The sequence below is a fragment of the Erwinia aphidicola genome (genome assembly GCF_024169515.1).
GTDB classification, from domain to species: Bacteria; Pseudomonadota; Gammaproteobacteria; order Enterobacterales; family Enterobacteriaceae; genus Erwinia; species Erwinia aphidicola.
In genome coordinates this window covers 2,143,296-2,160,898 of record NZ_JAMKCQ010000001.1, presented here as the reverse complement: position 1 = coordinate 2,160,898, position 17,603 = coordinate 2,143,296, and the positions used below count along the sequence as shown (strand labels likewise).

Sequence of the window (17,603 nt, the reverse complement as noted above, 5' to 3'; positions counted from 1 at the left end):
TCATGCGCCAACATCCGCTGGGAATTTATGAAAAAGCCCTGCCGCCTCACCTGAGCTGGCCGGAACGTCTGGCGCTGGCAAAAGCCTGCGGTTTCGACTTTGTCGAGATGTCGGTGGACGAAACCGATCTGCGGCTGTCGCGCCTGCAGTGGAGCAAAGAGCAGCGCCTCTCGCTGGTCAACGCAATGATGGAAACCGGCGTGACCATCCCGTCGATGTGCCTCTCGGGCCACCGCCGCTTCCCGTTTGGCAGTCACGACCCGGAGATACGCCAGCAGGCCTATAGCCTGATGGAGCAGGCGATCCAGCTGGCAAAGGACGTTGGCATCCGCACCATCCAGCTGGCGGGCTACGACGTTTACTACGAAGCGCATGACGAGGGGACGGTGGCGCGCTTCGCTGAAGGGCTGGCGTGGGCGGTGGATCGCGCCGCAGCCGCGCAGGTGATGCTGGCCGTCGAGATTATGGATACCGAATTTATCAACGCCATCAGCAAGTGGAAACACTGGGATAAGCAGCAGGCCTCGCCGTGGTTCACCGTCTATCCCGACGTCGGCAATCTGACCGCCTGGGGCAATGACGTCGCCGCCGAGCTGGCGCTGGGCATTGATCGCATCGCCGCTATCCACCTCAAAGATACGCAGCCCGTCACCGCCAGCTCGCCGGGGCAGTTTCGTGACGTGCCGTTTGGCGCAGGCTGCGTCGATTTTGTTGGCGTGTTCCGCACGCTGAAACAGCTGAACTATCGTGGCGCGTTTCTGATTGAGATGTGGACAGAAAAAGCCGAGGAGCCGGTGGCCGAGATTGTGCAGGCGCGGCGCTGGATTGAACAGAAAATGCAGGAAGGAGGCTTACAATGAGTTTATCAACGCTGAAACAGCAGGTTTTCGCGGCCAATCTGGCCCTGCCGCGCCACCGTCTGGTGACCTTCACCTGGGGCAACGTCAGCGCCATTGACCGCAACAGCGGGCTGGTGGCGATCAAACCCTCCGGCGTGGAGTATGACGTTATGACCGTTGACGATATCGTGGTGGTGGAGCTGGAGAGCGGCCGCACCGTGGAGGGCAGCAAAAAGCCCTCTTCTGATACCGCGACCCATCTGGCGCTGTATCGTGCGTTTAACGATATCGGCGGCATTGTTCATACCCATTCGCGCCACGCCACCATCTGGGCGCAGGCCGGGCTGGATCTCCCCGCCTGGGGCACCACCCACGCCGACTATTTCTACGGCACCATTCCCTGCACCCGTCTGATGACAGCGCAGGAGATCGCGGAGAATTACGAACACAACACCGGCGAGGTGATTATTGATACCTTCCAGTCACGCGGCATCAGCCCGACGGCGATCCCGGCGGTGCTGGTCAACGCCCACGGCCCGTTTGCCTGGGGCAGCAGCGCGGAGAATGCGGTGCATAACGCGGTGGTACTGGAGGAGATTGCCTATATGGGGATTTTCTCGCGCCAGCTGACGCCGGGGATGCGCGATATGCAGCAGGTGCTGCTGGATAAGCATTATCTGCGTAAACATGGGGCGGGGGCGTATTACGGGCAATAGAGTGCCCATTGGCGGGCGGACCGAAACAGAAGGTCCGCCCCTACAACGGCCGGGTTTTCCGAACCGGAAATGCCCACGAACCGTAGGGGTCGATCATCTTTTCCGATCGACCCGCAAGGCCAGCTCAACGTTATGGCGTCAACTTCTCCACATCAACATTGCCCTGCTGATTGACCACCGTTTCATCCTTGCGCACTTTCGCCACGTCGCTGGCTGATACCGCAGACTTCGCGGTATTGCCCCAGCTGGTGCGGATAAAGTTCACCACGTCTGCGACCTGCTGGTCGTTCAGGCGCCAGCCGAAGGCCGGCATGGTGATGGTGGTTGGTGCATCCTTGACGCCCGGCAGCTGTGCGCCGCTCAGCACAATATGAATCAGCGAAGTCGGATCTTCCGCCAGCACCACCGGATTACCGCGCAGCTCCGGGAAGAAGCGCTGGTAGCCGCTGCCGTCGGTTTTATGGCAGGCCGCGCAGCTGTCAACGTAGACTGATGCGCCAGTTTTGCTGTCGTCGCCCTTCCACAGCGCTTTCGCCACTGCATCATCCGGCGTGAAGCCCACCTGGTTGGGATCTTTAGCCCCCAGCGATTTCAGGTAGCGTGCAATCGCGGTCGCATCTTCCGGCGTCAGGTGCTGCAGGCTGTGCTGTACCACATCGGTCATACCGCCAAATACCGCGGTGCGATCGTTACGGCCCATGCGCAGGAACTGCACCAGGTCATCTTCACTCCAGCGGCCCAGCCCGTCGCGGCCATCACCGCGCAGATTGCTCGCGGTCCAGCCGTCGATGGGCGCGCTGCTGCCGGAGAGGTAATCACTGCCTTCCTCGTTGTTCAGCGCTTTTTCCTGCATGGTGATGCTGCGCGGCGTATGGCAGGCGCCGCAGTGGCCAAGGCCCTCAACCAGATACTGGCCGCGCGCCAGCACCGGATCCTGCCCTTTGATCGGCTGGAAGGCCTTGACGTCCGGCGCAAATACGCCGCGCCAGATCGCCAGCGGCCAGCGCATCGACAGCGGCCACGGAATGTCGCTCTCTTTGTTCGCCTGGTTCACCGGCTTAACGCCGTGCATAAAGTAGGTGTAAAGCGCCTGCATATCCTCGTCGCTGACCACCGCGTAGGACGGGTAAGGCATCGCCGGGTAGAGCGTGTCGCCGTTTTTCGCCACGCCGTGACGCACCGCTTTCTGGAAGTCGTCATAGCTGTAGCCGCCAATCCCGCTCTGCTTGTCCGGGGTAATATTGGTGGAGTAAATGGTGCCGATAGGCGTTGCCATCGGCAGGCCACCGGCAAATGCTTCGCCGCCCGCTTTGGTGTGGCAGGCCACGCAGTCCCCGGCGCGCGCCAGATACTCACCGCGCTGAATTTCAGCCGCCGCGCTATCCTCTGCCAGCGCGTTAAACGCCAGCATGCCCGGCAGCAGGGCAATAAGAAGTAACTTTTTCATCTGCTTATCCTTATGCCTGCACCAGTGGGCCCGGGTTTTTCAGGTACTGTTCACGAATCGCCTTCGCCGACCAGTAGGTCAGCGCCGCCACCATACCGGTCGGGTTGTAGCCCAGCCCCTGCGGGAAAGCGGAGGCGCCCGGCACAAAGACGTTCGGCACGTCCCAGCTCTGCAGATAACGGTTAATCGCGCTGGTTTTTGGATCTTCACCCATGATCGCGCCGCCGTTCATATGCGTGGTCTGATAGACGGTGGTGTCGAAGTGCGCGCCCGGCATTTTTGGCGCACCGCTGATCAATTTCGGGTTCATCGCCTCGGCAATCTTGTGCATGCGACCGTGCATAAACTGCGACATTTTGATGTCGTTTTCCTGCCAGTCGAAGGTCATACGCAGCAGCGGCTGGCCGTGGATATCCTTGTAGTTGGGATCGAGGTCGAGGTAGTTATTGCGGTACGACTGATGCGCGCCGTGGGCATCCATCGACACGTGGTGGGTGTAGTGATCGGCCACCGCCGCTTTCCACTTGCTGCCCCAGTTCGGCGTGCCCGGAGGGGTAGGCAGGCCGGAGATCGGCTTGACCCCCGCCTGGTTCACCCACATCGGCGAACCGCCAACGAAGCCATACTGCGCGTGGTCGAAGTTGTCGCCGTTGAAGTCATCCACCCCAACGCCCGCGCCGCCTGCACCGATAAAGTTATTGGTGAACACGTCTTTATCGAAGAACGCTTTGATGGTGGAGATGTTCTGATAGGCGAAGTTGCGCCCGACGGTGCCTTCGTTCGTCACCGGATCGTACGGCTTGCCGATGCCGGACAGCAGCATCAGATGCACGTTGTGGAACTGGAACGCGGAGAGGATCACCAGGTCAGCAGGCTGTTCGTTTTCACGCCCCAGTGCATCAACATAGGTGACGCCAGTCGCGTGCTTCTTGTCGTCCGTCAGGTTAACGCGCAGGACGTAAGCGTTATTGCGCAGCTCGAACTTCGACTCCTGGCGCAGTGCAGGCAGGATGTTGACGTTCGGCGAGGCTTTGGAATACATATAGCAGGCATAGCCGCTGCAGTAGCCGCAGAAGTTGCACGGCCCCATCTGCGCACCGTAGGTGTTGGTATACGGGCCGGAGGTATTGGCAGAAGGCAGGTCGTACGGATGGTAGCCAATGCTTTCCGCCGCCTGGGCAAACAGCTGCGCCGAGTAAGTGCGCTTCTGCGCGGGCAGCGGGAACGGGCTGGAGCGGTCCGGGGCAAACGGGTTGCCTTTGCCGCCCTGACCGACCACTTTACCCTTTACGCTCCAGGCTGAACCGGAAGTGCCGAACACCTTCTCGGCCTGGTCGAAATAGGGTTCCAGCTCGTCGTAAGTGACGCCGAAGTCCTGGATGGTCATCCCTTCCGGGATAAAGTTTTTGCCGTAGCGCTCTTCATAATGGCTGCGCATGCGCAGTTCCATCGGGTCGACGCGGAAATGCACGCCGGACCAGTGCAGGCCCGCGCCGCCGGTGCCGGTACCGGGCAGGAATGCCGCCAGCTGACGATACGGCTGCGCGGTCTGCGCGGAGTTATGACGGATGGTCACGGTGCTTTTTGACAGATCCTGGAACAGCTTTTTACGAATGTTATAGGTCAGTTCGTCAATCACCTGCGGATACGCACCGTCAGGATAGGTATCGCGATGCGGGCCGCGCTCCAGCGCCACCACGTTAAGACCGGCTTCGGTCAGCTCTTTGGCCATAATCGCCCCGGCCCAGCCGAAACCGACGATTACCGCATCGACTTTCTTCTGTACGTTTGCCATGGTTATGCTCTTTCCCCACGAATTGACACCGGCGGCAGCGGGTACTGCTCGCCGCGCTCCACCCAGTCCATAAAATCAGCGCGCGCGCCGGGGAAGTTAATCAGCTGCCAGCCGACCAGCCCCTGGTTGCCGCCGTGGATCGGGTCGCTGAAGAACCCTTCGCGGGTGTTCTGCAGCAGGAAGGAGAAAAAGGTTTTGGCAGGGAGCTGTTTCAGCTCCACGCTGCCCGCTTCCAGCGCCTGTAACAGCGCATCCTGCTGCTCGCCGCTTAGCGCAGCAAACACCTTGCCATGCTGCTGTTTTGCCAGCGCATCGGCATCGGCCAGGCCAAGGCGATAGATATCACGCGGGGTCAATGGCAGCTGGTAGCCCAGCGCTTTATCGGCATCCGGGTGGAACGGCCCCTGCATGTACCAGTTGGCGCCGGTGGCATACGGGGTGTTCATCTGGCGGTCGATATACTCGGGCACGCCCGCTTCCAGCGCGCCAGGGCCGCGTTCATCGGCCGGGATCAGGCGCGCAACGGCGGCCTGCAGAAAGGCATACTCTTCGGGGGTAAACCACGTTGGCTGGTACTCGCGCGCCTGCTGTGGCCCGGTTTTAGCGGCCTCTTTCGCCACGGCGGGCGCAGCGGCGGCCAGTGAACCCAGCCCTGCGGAGCCAATCGCCATCGCCGGGGCGAGGGTGATAGTTTTCAGCAGAAAGTCTCTGCGCGTGCTTCCGTTTTTTTGCTCTGACATGACATTGCCTTCTCGAACCAGCACAGGGTGCTGATTAAAATGGGGGGTCGCTTTTTTAATGACAAAAAGTTTAGTGACACAATTTTAATGACACAAAGTGTAGGGACAATAGTGAGTCGCCGCCTGCTTTTTTACCAGGTCGGTATCTACCGGCAGATTGTTACCGGTAACAATAATGCAGATTGTAACAGTAACCGGGGAAAAGCGTGAGGGTATGGAAACAAAATGGCACAAAATCATTAACAACTGCGCAAGCTTCAGTCTGAACGCCTGGCGGATGAAACAGGAAGAAATAGCAGCAAAACGGCCATTGCCATTTTTTATGCTTATTTTTCTGCTTACAGGGCGTAATTCAAAATTTAAATTTTACTGCTAACTATTAGCATGGAAAATTATTTTACCGTGCAATGATTATCAGGAACGTAACATGAGTGAAGCCTGCGCCCCAGGGATGCCCGAACCGCAACACAAACCCTTTAATAACAATAAATTATCTGAACGCATCGATGCCCTTCCCGCTTCTGCCGGGCTGTGGCGCTTTATTGCCTTACTCTCGCTTGGCGGTTTTTTCGAACTCTACGATCTGTTCCAGACGGGCTATATCAGTTCAGGTTTAATCGCCGGAGGCATATTTCATGTTGGCGATCTCGGCGTATTTGGCATATCTGACCAGGCCGCATTTGCTTCCGTGACCTTCCTCGGGCTGTTTTTCGGGGCCAGTCTGCTGGCCCCTTACGCCGATCGCTTTGGCCGCCGCCTGACGTTTATGTTTGCCCTGGCGTGGTACGGCTGTTTTTCACTGCTGATGGCGTTTCAGAATCAGGCGGAGTGGATCATCTTCTGCCGCTTTCTGGTCGGCGTCGGGCTGGGCATTGAGCTGGTGACCATCGATACTTATCTTACAGAATGTGTCCCGACGCGCCTGCGCAGCAAAGCCTTTGCCTTCGCCTTCTTTGTACAGTTTTTATCGGTACCGGCGGTGGCGCTGATGTCCTGGTGGCTGGTGCCGCAGACCATTCTTGGCCTGACAGGCTGGCGCTGGGTGGTGATAGCCGGTGCGGTCTGCTCAATGGTTATCTGGCTGGTACGCAAGAACCTGCCGGAGTCTCCGCGCTGGCTGGCGCAGCAGGGGCGCCATCAGGAAGCGCATCAGGTGGTCAGCGCGGTGGAAATTCGCTGCGGCGCGGCGGACAGCGCCCCACATCCACAAGAGATTGAAACGGCAGAAATCAGCCAGCGTAAAGGCCGTTTTCGCGATATCTGGGCGCCGCAATACCGCCGGCGCACGCTGATGCTGGTGGTGATGAATATCTTCCAGGCGATTGGTTTCTTCGGCTTCGGCAACTGGCTGCCCGCGCTACTGTCCGGCAAAGGCGCGACCATCACCCACAGCCTGCTGTACGCATTCTTTATTACCCTTGCCTACCCGCTCGGCTCGCTGATTTGCAGCCGCTACGCCGATAAGATTGAGAACAAGTGGCAGATCGTTCTGTCGTCGCTGATGACGGTGGTGTTCGGCACGCTGTTTGCGCTGCAGAATAATCCGCTGATGCTGATCCTCTGCGGCTTCTGCATTACTTATTCAAATGCCTGGCTGACCTACAGCTATCACGCTTATCAGACCGAGGTGTTCCCGACCTATATTCGCGCCCGTGCGGTCGGCTTCTGCTACTCGTTCAGCCGCCTGTCGACGGTGTTTAGCAGTCTGATTATCGGCATGATTTTGCAGGCGGCGGGCACCCAGGGGGTGATCGCATTTATCGTGGTCAGCATGTTGATCGTGATGCTAACCATCGGCATTTTCGGGCCGAAAACGCGCGGGATAAATTTAGAGAATATTTAAACCGGTGGAGGCTGGCGGGGCGACCAGAACAGCGGTCGCCCCCTACGGATATTAAAACTCTTGCAAACGGCTCTCCGACGGCTGCGGGCGGCCAAAGTAGTAGCCCTGGAACAGGGTGCACCCTTCCGCTTTCAGCCGTTCGAACTGCTCGTTGCTCTCCACTCCTTCGGCGGTGATTTGAATATCCAGGCTGCGGCTCATGCCGGTAATCGCCCTGATAATCGCCAGCGCTTCCCGACTGTCATGCATATCATTGATAAACGACTTGTCTATCTTGATCTTATCGAACGGGAATGAGCGCAGGTAGCTGAGCGATGAATAGCCGGTGCCGAAATCATCCAGCGCAATATGCACGCCCAACGCCTTAAGCTTTTGCAGAATATGGATATTGACCAGCGTGTTATCCAGCAGCACCGATTCGGTGATCTCCACCTCCAGACGATGCGGGGCCAGCCCGGAATCTTTCAGCGCCGCTTCCACCACCGACACCAGGGCGCTGTTTTTAAACTGCAGCGGCGACAGATTGACCGCCACGCTCTGATCGCCGGGCCAGGTAGCGGCCTCGCGGCAGGCTTCATACAGCGCGTAAGCCCCCAGGCTGTGGATCAGGCCGGTCTCTTCGGCTATCGGAATAAAGTCCATCGGCATGATGGTGCCCTTTTCCGGGTGATGCCAGCGCATCAGCGCTTCATAGCCGATGATCTCCTGATGCAGGTTGTTGGTGATCGGCTGATAGTAAAGCTTGAGCTGGCGGCGGGTGAGCGCCTCGCGCAGGTCGCTCTCGATGACCCGACGCTTCTGCGCCATATCGCCCATGGCAGCGGTGAAGTGTTCAAAGCGGTTGCGCCCGTTGCGCTTGGCTTCATACAGCGCCATATCCGCGCAGCGCAGCAGCTGGTCCGGGGTGGTCATGCCGCTGTCGGCGATGGCAATACCGATGCTCAGCCCGATGGAGAGGTTGTGCCCGTCCACGTTAAACGGCGGACGAAGGGTTTCGATCAGGCGGCTGGCGACCACTTCCGCCTCCTGCTGATGCGACAGCCCCGGCAGCACGACAGAGAACTCATCGCCGCCGCTGCGCGCCAGCGTATCCTGGTCGCGCAGCACCGAGTGCAGACGCACCGCCACCGAACGCAGCAGCTCGTCGCCGACCTGATGGCCGAGCGCGTCGTTAACGTTTTTGAAGTTATCGAGATCCAGCCCCAGCGTGGCGGTCAGCCGGCGGGCATCGCGATCCTCGCGCAGCGCGGCGGTCAGGCGCTGGCTAAACAGCACGCGGTTCGGCAGGCTGGTGAGGTTATCGTGGTGCGCCATATGGTGGATGCGCGCATCCGCCGCACGCTGATCGGTGACGTCGTCGGCGATCAGCAGCACGTAGTTATGGCGTTCGTCGTTGCCGCGAATAATGGTGGCGGTGGTATTCAGAATACGCTCGCCGCCCGGCGTGTTCAGCAGACGTTCGTTGCGCTGCATCCCCTCCTTGCGCTGCGCCGCATCGGAGAGCTGCATAAAATATTCGCCCATTTCCGCCGTCATGCAGTCGGGCGCGCGCTTGCCGATAAAGTGGCGCTGCGTGCCGCCAAGCAGCTGCTGCGCCTTGCTGTTGATCAGCAGGATCTCGCGCGAGACCACATCCTCAACAATCACGCTGGACGGAATATTGGCGACGATAATGTCGAGGAATTTTGACAGCGAGGCCATTTTTTTACTGTTCTGCTCGGCCAGATCTTTCCCACGCAGGATCTGCTGTTCGTACTCGCGCACCTCGGTACAGTCGCGGGTGATCTTGGCGTAACCAATCAGCCTGCCGTCATCATCGCGAACCGCATCAATGACGACGTTGGCCCAAAACGCGCTGCCGTCTTTACGGTAGCGCCAGCCCTGCTCTTCAAAGCGCCCGGTTCGGTAAGCGGTGGCCAGATTCTTCTCCGGTACTTTGTCCAGCCGATCCTGAGTGCTGTAGAAACAGCGAAAGTTTTTCCCGACGATCTCATCAGGGCGGTATCCTTTGGCGCGCTGCGCGCCCGGATTCCAGTTAGCGACGTTACCTTCTGGCGTCAGCATATATATGGCGTAGTCAACCACGCTCTGTACCAGTAGACGGTACATGACATCAGAGTCTTCATTCATTATTATTTTCGCCTGGGCGCTGGCCGTCATTTTCCCCACAGTAGAAAATATGCGCAACGCTGCAATACGCCATTAACTGACGTAAAAATTACCGTCCCACGCGCTCTTTCGCCGCAGGTACCCTGTTTTGTGTGTGTTAAAACCACACGGGTATAAACCGAAAACATCAGCCAATTCAAGCAATTTCCGCTTCAGCACTGCGGTTCATTGATCGTTATCGGCTTTGTTTAAAAAACATTCAGCGCTAAAAAAAAATAAACTTGCCGCTGCGCTTATATTTATGTGGGAAATTTGTCTGTTGGCTTTTATAAAATAAATGAAATTGAGTTAAAAAAGGTATAAATAACTTATTCAAACGTTCAGGCTTCACCACTGAAATTAATAGATACAACCACAGTGAGATTACTCACAGTCAATCAGGGTATAACCATCCAACATTGACAGCGGAGTGCCTATGTTTAAATCCTTTTTCCCCAGGCCAGCGCTGTTCTTCAGCAGTGCGGCAATCTGGAGCCTGCTGGCGATACTGCTGTGGTTCGGCTATGCCGACAGCCTGTTCGCTCACCTGATGCATTTCTCCCCGGTTGCCGACGGGCCTTTACCGAATAACGTTTCACGCTTTATTGCCCCATCGATGCTCGCAATCTACAGCTACTACCTGCTGGTCACGCTGCTGTTTGCCGGTTTCTGGTTTATTGCCAGCCCGCACCCGTGGCAATACTGGTCAATACTCGGCAGCGCGCTGATTATCTTCATTACCTGGTTTTCGGTAGAACTGGGCGTGGCAATCAACAGCTGGTATGAGCCTTTTTTCGATCTCATTCAGCAGGCGATGGCGCATCCCAATACCGTTAAGGTGACCACCCTCTACGCGTTAACCAGAACGTTTCTCTACATCGCCCTGATTTACGTAACGATTAACACGATAAATCTGTTCTTTATCAGCCATTACGTGTTCCGCTGGCGCACGGCGATGAACAATTACTACATGCAGTACTGGCCGCGCCTGCGCCACATTGAGGGTGCCGCGCAGCGTGTGCAGGAGGACACGATGCGTTTTGCCTCCACGCTGGAGGATATGGGCGTCAGCTTTATTAACGCCATTATGACGCTGATTGCCTTCCTGCCGGTGCTGGTAACGCTGTCGGTGCATGTGAAAACCGTGCCAGTTCTGGGCAGCATCCCTTATGCATTGGTGATTGCCGCCGTGTTGTGGTCGCTGTTCGGCACCGGGCTACTGGCCATCGTCGGCATCAAACTGCCGGGGCTGTCGTTCCGCAATCAGCGGGTTGAGGCGGCCTATCGTAAAGAGCTGGTCTACGGCGAGGATGATGCATCGCGGGCGCAGCCGCCGACGGTGCGTGAACTGTTCCTTGGCGTGCGCAGGAACTATTTCCGCCTCTACTTCCACTATCTCTACTTCAATATCGTGCGTATTTTCTATCTGCAGGTGGACGCGGTATTTGGCATGCTGATGCTGTTCCCGTCGATTGTTACCGGTGCGATCACGCTTGGGCTGATGAGACAGATCACTAACGTATTCGATCAGGTACGTGGATCATTCCAGTACCTGATTAACTCATGGACCACGCTGGTGGAGCTGATGTCGATCTACAAACGTCTGCGTGGCTTTGAGCGCACGCTGGATGATCCCTTCGGGCTGACCGAAAAAGAGGGTCAGCCCCTACTGTAGGGGCCGATCTTCTGTTTCGATCGGCCCTTGCCGCAGCATTATCTTTGAGCGGCCAGCGCAGCGAAGACGCTCTCCACCGCGTAAGCCCCCGGATCTTTAACGTCCTTCAGGCTCTCCTGATTGAGGTAGGAGGAGCGCCCGGCGGCGGCGCTGAGCATCTGGCGGGTACTGTCCGCGCCCTGCTTTGCTGCGGCAGCAACAGCGGCCAGATTTTTGCCTGCCGCTAACGCGGCAAACGCCGGGTCGAGTGCGTCGATCATCGTGCGGTCGCCCACGCCCGCTCCACCGTAATGCTGCATGCGTTCAAGGCCAAAGGTCAGCGCCGCGGCCAGCGATTTACCCTGCTTCAACTGCTGCCCGGCAGCGGTAAACATAATCGACATCAGCACGCCGCTGGAGCCCCCCATCACGTTCGCCAGCTTTTCGCCCACCACCGTAAGCAGCGCATCCATCTGGTCGAGCGGCAGCTCCCCGTTCTGGCTGGCTTCCAGCACGCTGCGCGCTCCGGCAGAGAAGGTGGATCCGGTATCGCCATCACCTACTTTGGCATCCAGCTGGTTTAGTTCGCTCTCCAGTTCAATCAGCGTCTGGCACAGCGTGTGAAGCGTGGCGGCCACGGCCGCATTATTTGAAGGCGTAAAGCTCTGCTGCTGCGCGACGCGTTGCGCTTCCTGCTCTTTTGCCGGCTGGGGTTCAAACGCACGCACCCAGCCGCTGGTTTCTACCGGGGCTAACAGCGCGGCTTCCAGCTCATCATCAAGCTGCAGGGTGGAGAGTGAGAAGCCTTTCATATCCAGCGCGCTGACCAGCGTTGCCGGGCCAATCAGCAGCTTCACCTGTTTACCGAGAGCAGATTTCAGCGTTTCGCGCGTCAGGATAGCCATCTCCAGCGCGGAGAAACCGCCCAGATTATTCACCAGCAGCGCCAGCTTACCGCTGCCACTTTTGCTGGCTAAACGCTGCGTCAGCTCCGCCACGATCTCCGCGCTGTTTTGCGTTTTCAGCGTCGAGGCGCCCGGCTCGCCGTGGATCCCCATGCCCAGCTCGCTGCACCCCGGCTCGACGCGATGATCGTCACGATCCTCCCCCGGCACGTGGCAGGTGGTAAAGGCCAGCCCGATAGAGGCAGTCGCATCAATTGCTCGCTGCGCCAGCGCGCTGACGGCCTCCAACCCCTGCCCCTGCTCAGCGGCAAAGCCAGCGACCTTATGCACCAGCGCCGTTCCGGCAATTCCGCGCGGCTGCGGATTATCCGGCAGGGCGATATCATCACGCACCATCACCATCTCAACGCGATAGCCCAGCTGTTTGGCTTTTTCCGCCGCAAGGCCGAAGTTGAGACGGTCGCCGGTGTAGTTTTTGACGATCAGCAGGCAGCCCGCTTCGCCCGTGACGTTAATAATGGCGTGCAGCACCGCATCCACGCTGGGTGAAGCAAATACATCGCCGCAGACCGCCGCGGTTAGCATGCCTTTGCCAACAAAACCGATATGGGCCGGTTCATGGCCAGAGCCACCGCCGGAGATCAGGGCAACCCGCGACTTATCCCAGTCGCTGCGTACCACCACCCGCATCTGCGGCCCCAGCGCCAGCCGCGCCAGATTGTGGCTGGCCGCGCTTTGCAGCACTCCTTCAATCGCCTCATTGACCAGATCCTGCTTCTGATTCATAAAGAACTGACTCATTGTCTCTCCCTCTTGTGCATGAGTAATATCTGTTACCTGTACATCTAATAATTAATAGTCTGCTAACGTCCAGTTATAGCCTTTTATTCGTCGTTTGCACGCGTGATGAAAGCGAAAAATAACCTTCGCGATACTAAACTCAGAAAAACCCCACACTAAATAACACCAACCAATTGAATGTTATGAATTTTTTCTTTGTGGTAATATTTAAACACATATTAGTGGCTGCATGGCGTACTAAATGAAATTGCAGTATCAATCACATTTTGCTATTAATCTTCCTGCACTGATGAGAAAAGACGCTTATAACCTTCAGTGTCAGATCCACTGACATAATAAAGCACGCCTATATCTCCATTAAAGCAGCAAGGATATAATGAGATATTTCTATCAGCCTTGCTGGCAGTGATCATTTATCCGCAGATAACAGACCTATCACGCCACCACCAGGGCGTTACAAGGGGCAAACTTCATCGTTTGCTCTTTTTTTTATGTTTTTCGCCTGTCAGTTTTGCACCACAGGTTGTCAGTTATGCGCCAGCCAGCCGCCGCGCTGCGCGTCAGACTAACGGCTCACAACACAAGGAGCCAGACCATGCTGCAACACCCCGCTGACAAGTATCATCCCTTTCCTCCGTTACAGTTAACCGATCGCCAGTGGCCCGGACGCACGCTCAGCCAGGCACCGCGCTGGCTCTCCACCGACCTGCGTGATGGCAATCAGTCGCTGGCGGAACCGATGGATGCCGTGCGGAAAAAGCAGTTCTGGCAGCTGCTGCTGCAGTGTGGCTTTAAAGAGATTGAGGTGGCGTTTCCTTCGGCGTCGCAGACCGATTTTAACTTTGTGCGCGAGCTGATCGAGGAGCGCATGATCCCCGACGATGTCACCCTCCAGGTGCTGACTCAGGCGAGGGACGACCTGATCGACCGCACCTTCGTCGCGCTGAAGGGTGCGCACAGTGCCTGCGTTCATCTGTACAACGCTACCGCGCCGGTGTTTCGCCGCCTGGTGTTCCGCCAGAGCAAAGCGCAGATTATTGAACTGGCAGTGAATGCCACCCGCCTGATCCGCCAACGCTGCGAAGCGCAGCCAGAGACGCGCTGGACCTATGAATACTCACCGGAAACCTTCTGCTTTACCGAAGCGGAGTTTGCGCTGGAGATCTGCGAGGCGGTCGCCGCCGTGTGGCAGCCGTGTGCCGCGCGGCCAATGATTATCAACCTGCCCGCCACCGTGGAGGTCAGCACGCCGAATGTTTACGCCGACCAGATTGAATACTTCTGCCGCCACTTCTCGCAGCGTGAGCAGGTATGCATCAGCGTGCATCCGCATAACGATCGCGGCACCGGCATTGCCGCTGCCGAGCTGGCGCTGCTGGCCGGTGCGGATCGCGTCGAAGGCTGCCTGTTCGGCAACGGCGAGCGCACTGGCAATGTCGACCTGGTCACGATGGCGCTCAACTTCTATAGCCAGGGCATCCATCCGCAGCTCGATTTCAGTCAGATTAAGCAGGTGGTGGACGTCGTCGAGCTGTGCAATCAGCTGCCGGTGCATCCGCGCCATCCTTATGCCGGGGAGCTGGTATTTACCGCCTTCTCCGGATCGCACCAGGATGCGATTAAGAAAGGTTTCGCCGAACGCAAACAGCAGCAGGATAATCGCTGGGAAGTCCCTTATTTGCCGCTCGATCCGGCAGACATCGGCTGTAGCTATGAGGCCGTGATCCGCGTCAACAGCCAGTCCGGCAAGAGCGGGGCCGCGTGGATGATCGAGCAGAATCACGGTCTGAGCCTGCCGCGTGCGCTACAGCAGGACTTCAGCCAGCGGGTGCAGCAGGAAGCAGACCGCGAGAGTAAAGAGATGACCCAGGCGGCGCTCTGGCAGCTTTTCCGCCAGGAGTACGGCATTGATACGCCGCCGCTCCAGCTGGCGGAGTATCGCAGCGAAAGCGATAGCCAGGGCCAACTGCTGTTCAGCGCCAGCGTACGCCAGGGGGAAAAAATGCAGCAGATTAGCGGGCGTGGCAACGGCCTGTTGTCCGCGGCGGTTGACGCGCTGCGCCAGGCGTTTGACGTGCCGCTCTCAATCCAGGATTACCACGAGCACACCCTCGGCCAGCGTAGCGACAGCCGCTCCGCCACCTATCTGCTCTGCACTTTTCCCGATAACCGCAGCGCGTGGGGCGTGGGCATCGACAGCGACGTGTCGCGGGCCTCGCTGCAGGCGCTGCTGAATGCGCTGGCACAGGGTCAGCGGGCGGACGGGAAGTAGTCGCTGGGCGCCACGCCGAGAATGCGGCGGAACATGGCGCTGAAAGCGCTCTGGCTCTCATAACCCAGCTCGAGTGAGACCGCCAGCACCGACTCACCGAGCGCCAGCCGCGTCAGGGCCTCCATTACTCTGGCGCGCCGCACCCAGTCACTGAACTGCAGTCCGGTTTCCTGATAAAAGCGCCGCGCCAGAGTGCGGCTGCTGACGTTCATCCGCCGGGCGCTGCTCTCCAGCGTCCAGCTCTCCCCCGGCGCCGCACGTAATGCCTGGCACAGCGCAATCAGCGCGTTACTGCTCGGTTCCGGTAGGGTAAACGGCAGCTCGGCCATCACGCGGATCTCATCAAGGATCAGTTCATAAATCCGTTCGGCGCGGCTGGCAGGCGCATAGGCCTCCGGCAGCTCCAGCGCGCTAACTATCAGCTCACGCAGCAGCGGTGAAACCTGCACCACCTGGCAGGTGGCGGGCAGATCGGCGCGCGCCAGCGGGTCGACAAACAGCGTACGCGCCGCTACCTCTCCGGTGATTTGCAACGCATGAGGCACGCCAGCAGGCAGCCAGACGCCACGCCCCGGCGGCACAATCCAGTGCCCCTGCGGCGTCTCCACCTTCACCACGCCGCTCAGCGTATGCACCAGCTGCGCACAATTATGATGATGCAGCGGCTGGCAGTCGCCGTGGCGATAGTCGTGCGCATAGGGGATCAGCGGGCGGTGAGCAAAGGAAAAGTCGACGGTGGCTGACATAGGATCCTCACGCAGGGATGGAGGACCAGATTAACAAAATCACGGGTCGATCGGAAAAGATCATCTTCATCAAGACGGTGCCAGTCCTTGGCACGGGGCGACCGGAAAAAAGGGTCGCCCCCAACGCGAAAAGGCGCCCGGTGGGTTTAACGGAACACGCTGATCGCTTCGACCAGACGAGTGGCCTGGCGGGTCATGCGGCCGGAGGCCTGCGCGCCCTCCTCCACCTTCGCGGCGTTCTGGTGGGTAATGTTATCGAGATCTTCCACTGCCAGGCTAATCTCACCGATGGCCGTGGCCTGCTCGGCGGTGGCGGAGCTGATCTGGGCAATCAGCGCGGTGACGTTTTGCACCTGCGAGACAATACTTTCGATGGTTTTACCGGCCTCGTTAACGTGCAGCGTGCCGGACTTCACCTTCTCGGCGCTGGTTTCCACCAGCTGTTTTATCTCGCTGGCGGCCTTGGCGCTGCGCTGGGCGAGACTGCGCACTTCCCCGGCGACCACGGCAAAACCTTTACCCTGCTCACCGGCGCGCGCCGCTTCCACCGCCGCATTCAGCGCCAGGATATTGGTCTGGAAGGCGATGCCGTCGATCACGCTGGTAATATTGGCGATTTTCTTCGAGCTGTCGGTAATTTCCGCCATCATCGTCACCATATCCGCCATCGCTTCTCCACCCTGCACCGCCGCACTGCTGGTGCTGGCTGACAGGGTTTTCACTTCGGCGGCAGTTTCGGTGTTGCTCTTCACCGTCGCAGTCATCTCGTTCATGGTCGCTGCCGTCTGCTGCACGTTGGCCGCAGCCTGTTCCGTGCGGCGGCTCAGCTCGCTGTTGCTCTGGGCAATAGAATCGCTGGCGCTCAGCACGTTGATCGCCTGGCCGCTGACGTCATCCACCAGCCAGCGGAACATCAGCCCCAGCTGACCAATGGCGCGTAGCGTCGTGCCAACTTCATCCACGCGGTCCATCTGCTCCACTTTATGATCGGCCCCGGTCGCCACGCGCAGCGCCTGGCGGCAGACGCGCTCAATCGGCCGGGAGACCTGCATCTCCAGCCAGGCCGAAGCCAGCAGCAGCAGCAGCGCCATGCCGCCAGCAAACATCGCCAGCGCGGCCGGGCTCAGCCCCAGCCCCCAAACGCCAAGCGTTGACAGCGGCAGCAGGGCCAGCAGCGCCGAGCGAATACGCCAGCGCAGCGACAGGGTTTTGAAAATCGAGCGCCAGCGCATCATGCCGGTGCGGACAATCAGCCCTTTATGAAAACGCAGCCCTTTGGCTTTGCCCTCGCGGAAGTTCTGATACAGGCGTTCGGTGTCGCGCACCTCCTGCGGGGTTGGCCTGGTGCGCACCGACATATAGCCCTGTACCACGCCGTCGCGCACCACCGGAATGGCGTTGGCGCGCACCCAGTAGTGATCGCCGTTTTTGCGGCGGTTTTTTACCAGCGCGGTCCAGGGTTCGCCCTGCTTCAGGGTCGCCCACATATCGGCGAACGCTTCCGGCGGCATATCCGGGTGGCGCACCATATTGTGCGGCTGACCGTTAATCTCCTCCGGCGAGAAACCGCTGGCCTCAATAAACGCATCATTGGCATAGGTGATATGGCTGTGGGTGTCGGTGGTTGACATCAGGGTGGCGCGATCGTCAAACAGGTACTCTTGCTGTGTAACGGGCAAATTATTACGCATGGGTTA

13 protein-coding genes are annotated in these 17,603 nt (G+C 58.7%); 6 read left to right on the top strand and 7 right to left on the bottom strand.

The features are described 5' to 3' along the window. Window positions 1–2: 2 nt before the first annotated feature. Both J2Y91_RS09945 and araD read left to right on the top strand, forming a co-directional pair. Window positions 3–860: an L-ribulose-5-phosphate 3-epimerase gene (locus J2Y91_RS09945; RefSeq protein WP_133624951.1), complete on the top strand. Its 858-nt coding sequence runs from the start codon at window positions 3–5 to the stop codon at window positions 858–860. Next, window positions 857–1,555 (top strand): L-ribulose-5-phosphate 4-epimerase, encoded by a 699-nt coding sequence (araD, locus tag J2Y91_RS09940; protein ID WP_133624952.1) that lies wholly within the window; start codon window positions 857–859, stop codon window positions 1,553–1,555. The genes J2Y91_RS09945 and araD overlap by 4 nt, the downstream gene beginning before the upstream one ends. A gap of 130 nt (window positions 1,556–1,685) precedes the next feature. On the opposite strand, the gene J2Y91_RS09935 is transcribed toward araD, so the two are convergent. The 3 genes from J2Y91_RS09935 to J2Y91_RS09925 are packed head-to-tail and all read right to left on the bottom strand — an operon-like array spanning window position 1,686 to window position 5,537. Further along, window positions 1,686–3,002: a c-type cytochrome gene (locus tag J2Y91_RS09935; protein ID WP_133624953.1), complete on the bottom strand. Its 1,317-nt coding sequence runs from the start codon at window positions 3,000–3,002 to the stop codon at window positions 1,686–1,688. A gap of 10 nt (window positions 3,003–3,012) precedes the next feature. Beyond that, a complete protein-coding gene (locus J2Y91_RS09930; protein ID WP_048917521.1) occupies window positions 3,013–4,797 on the bottom strand; it encodes a GMC family oxidoreductase in 1,785 nt (594 codons plus the stop codon). A gap of 2 nt (window positions 4,798–4,799) precedes the next feature. Beyond that, a complete protein-coding gene (locus tag J2Y91_RS09925; RefSeq protein ID WP_133624954.1) occupies window positions 4,800–5,537 on the bottom strand; it encodes a gluconate 2-dehydrogenase subunit 3 family protein in 738 nt (245 codons plus the stop codon). A 175-nt stretch (window positions 5,538–5,712) separates the two neighbouring features. On the opposite strand from J2Y91_RS09925, the gene J2Y91_RS09920 reads away from it, so the two are divergent. Beyond that, complete coding sequence (locus tag J2Y91_RS09920) at window positions 5,713–5,913, top strand: hypothetical protein (protein WP_048917523.1); 201 nt, start codon at window positions 5,713–5,715, stop codon at window positions 5,911–5,913. A 75-nt stretch (window positions 5,914–5,988) separates the two neighbouring features. Further along, a complete protein-coding gene (locus J2Y91_RS09915) occupies window positions 5,989–7,380 on the top strand; it encodes an MFS transporter (RefSeq protein ID WP_133625141.1) in 1,392 nt (463 codons plus the stop codon). 51 nt (window positions 7,381–7,431) lie between these two features. Here J2Y91_RS09915 and J2Y91_RS09910 read toward each other — a convergent pair whose 3' ends face one another. Continuing rightward, window positions 7,432–9,510, bottom strand: coding sequence for a sensor domain-containing protein (locus J2Y91_RS09910; RefSeq protein ID WP_253538071.1), 2,079 nt, complete (start codon window positions 9,508–9,510; stop codon window positions 7,432–7,434). Between the two features lie 454 nt (window positions 9,511–9,964). Between J2Y91_RS09910 and sbmA the strand changes: the two genes are divergently transcribed. Continuing rightward, the gene (sbmA, locus tag J2Y91_RS09905; RefSeq protein ID WP_133624955.1) at window positions 9,965–11,203 is read left to right on the top strand and encodes a peptide antibiotic transporter SbmA; all 1,239 of its coding nucleotides are present in this window, start codon (window positions 9,965–9,967) and stop codon (window positions 11,201–11,203) included. Between the two features lie 38 nt (window positions 11,204–11,241). Here the strand turns inward: sbmA and J2Y91_RS09900 are convergent, their stop codons facing one another. Continuing rightward, window positions 11,242–12,888 carry a dihydroxyacetone kinase subunit DhaK gene (locus tag J2Y91_RS09900; protein ID WP_133624956.1) on the bottom strand — a complete coding sequence of 549 codons (1,647 nt, stop codon included), beginning with the start codon at window positions 12,886–12,888 and terminating at the stop codon, window positions 11,242–11,244. Window positions 12,889–13,483: 595 nt separating this feature from the next. Here J2Y91_RS09900 and leuA point away from each other — a divergent pair. After that, complete coding sequence (gene leuA, locus J2Y91_RS09895; protein ID WP_133625142.1) at window positions 13,484–15,160, top strand: 2-isopropylmalate synthase; 1,677 nt, start codon at window positions 13,484–13,486, stop codon at window positions 15,158–15,160. Here the strand turns inward: leuA and J2Y91_RS09890 are convergent. Together J2Y91_RS09890 and J2Y91_RS09885 are read right to left on the bottom strand one after the other, a co-directional pair. Continuing rightward, entirely contained in the window at window positions 15,139–15,906 is a 768-nt protein-coding gene (locus J2Y91_RS09890) for an AraC family transcriptional regulator (RefSeq protein ID WP_133624957.1), read from the bottom strand. The genes leuA and J2Y91_RS09890 overlap by 22 nt on opposite strands. 146 nt (window positions 15,907–16,052) lie before the next feature. Further along, window positions 16,053–17,597 (bottom strand): methyl-accepting chemotaxis protein, encoded by a 1,545-nt coding sequence (locus tag J2Y91_RS09885; RefSeq protein ID WP_048917531.1) that lies wholly within the window; start codon window positions 17,595–17,597, stop codon window positions 16,053–16,055. Window positions 17,598–17,603 lie beyond the last annotated feature (6 nt).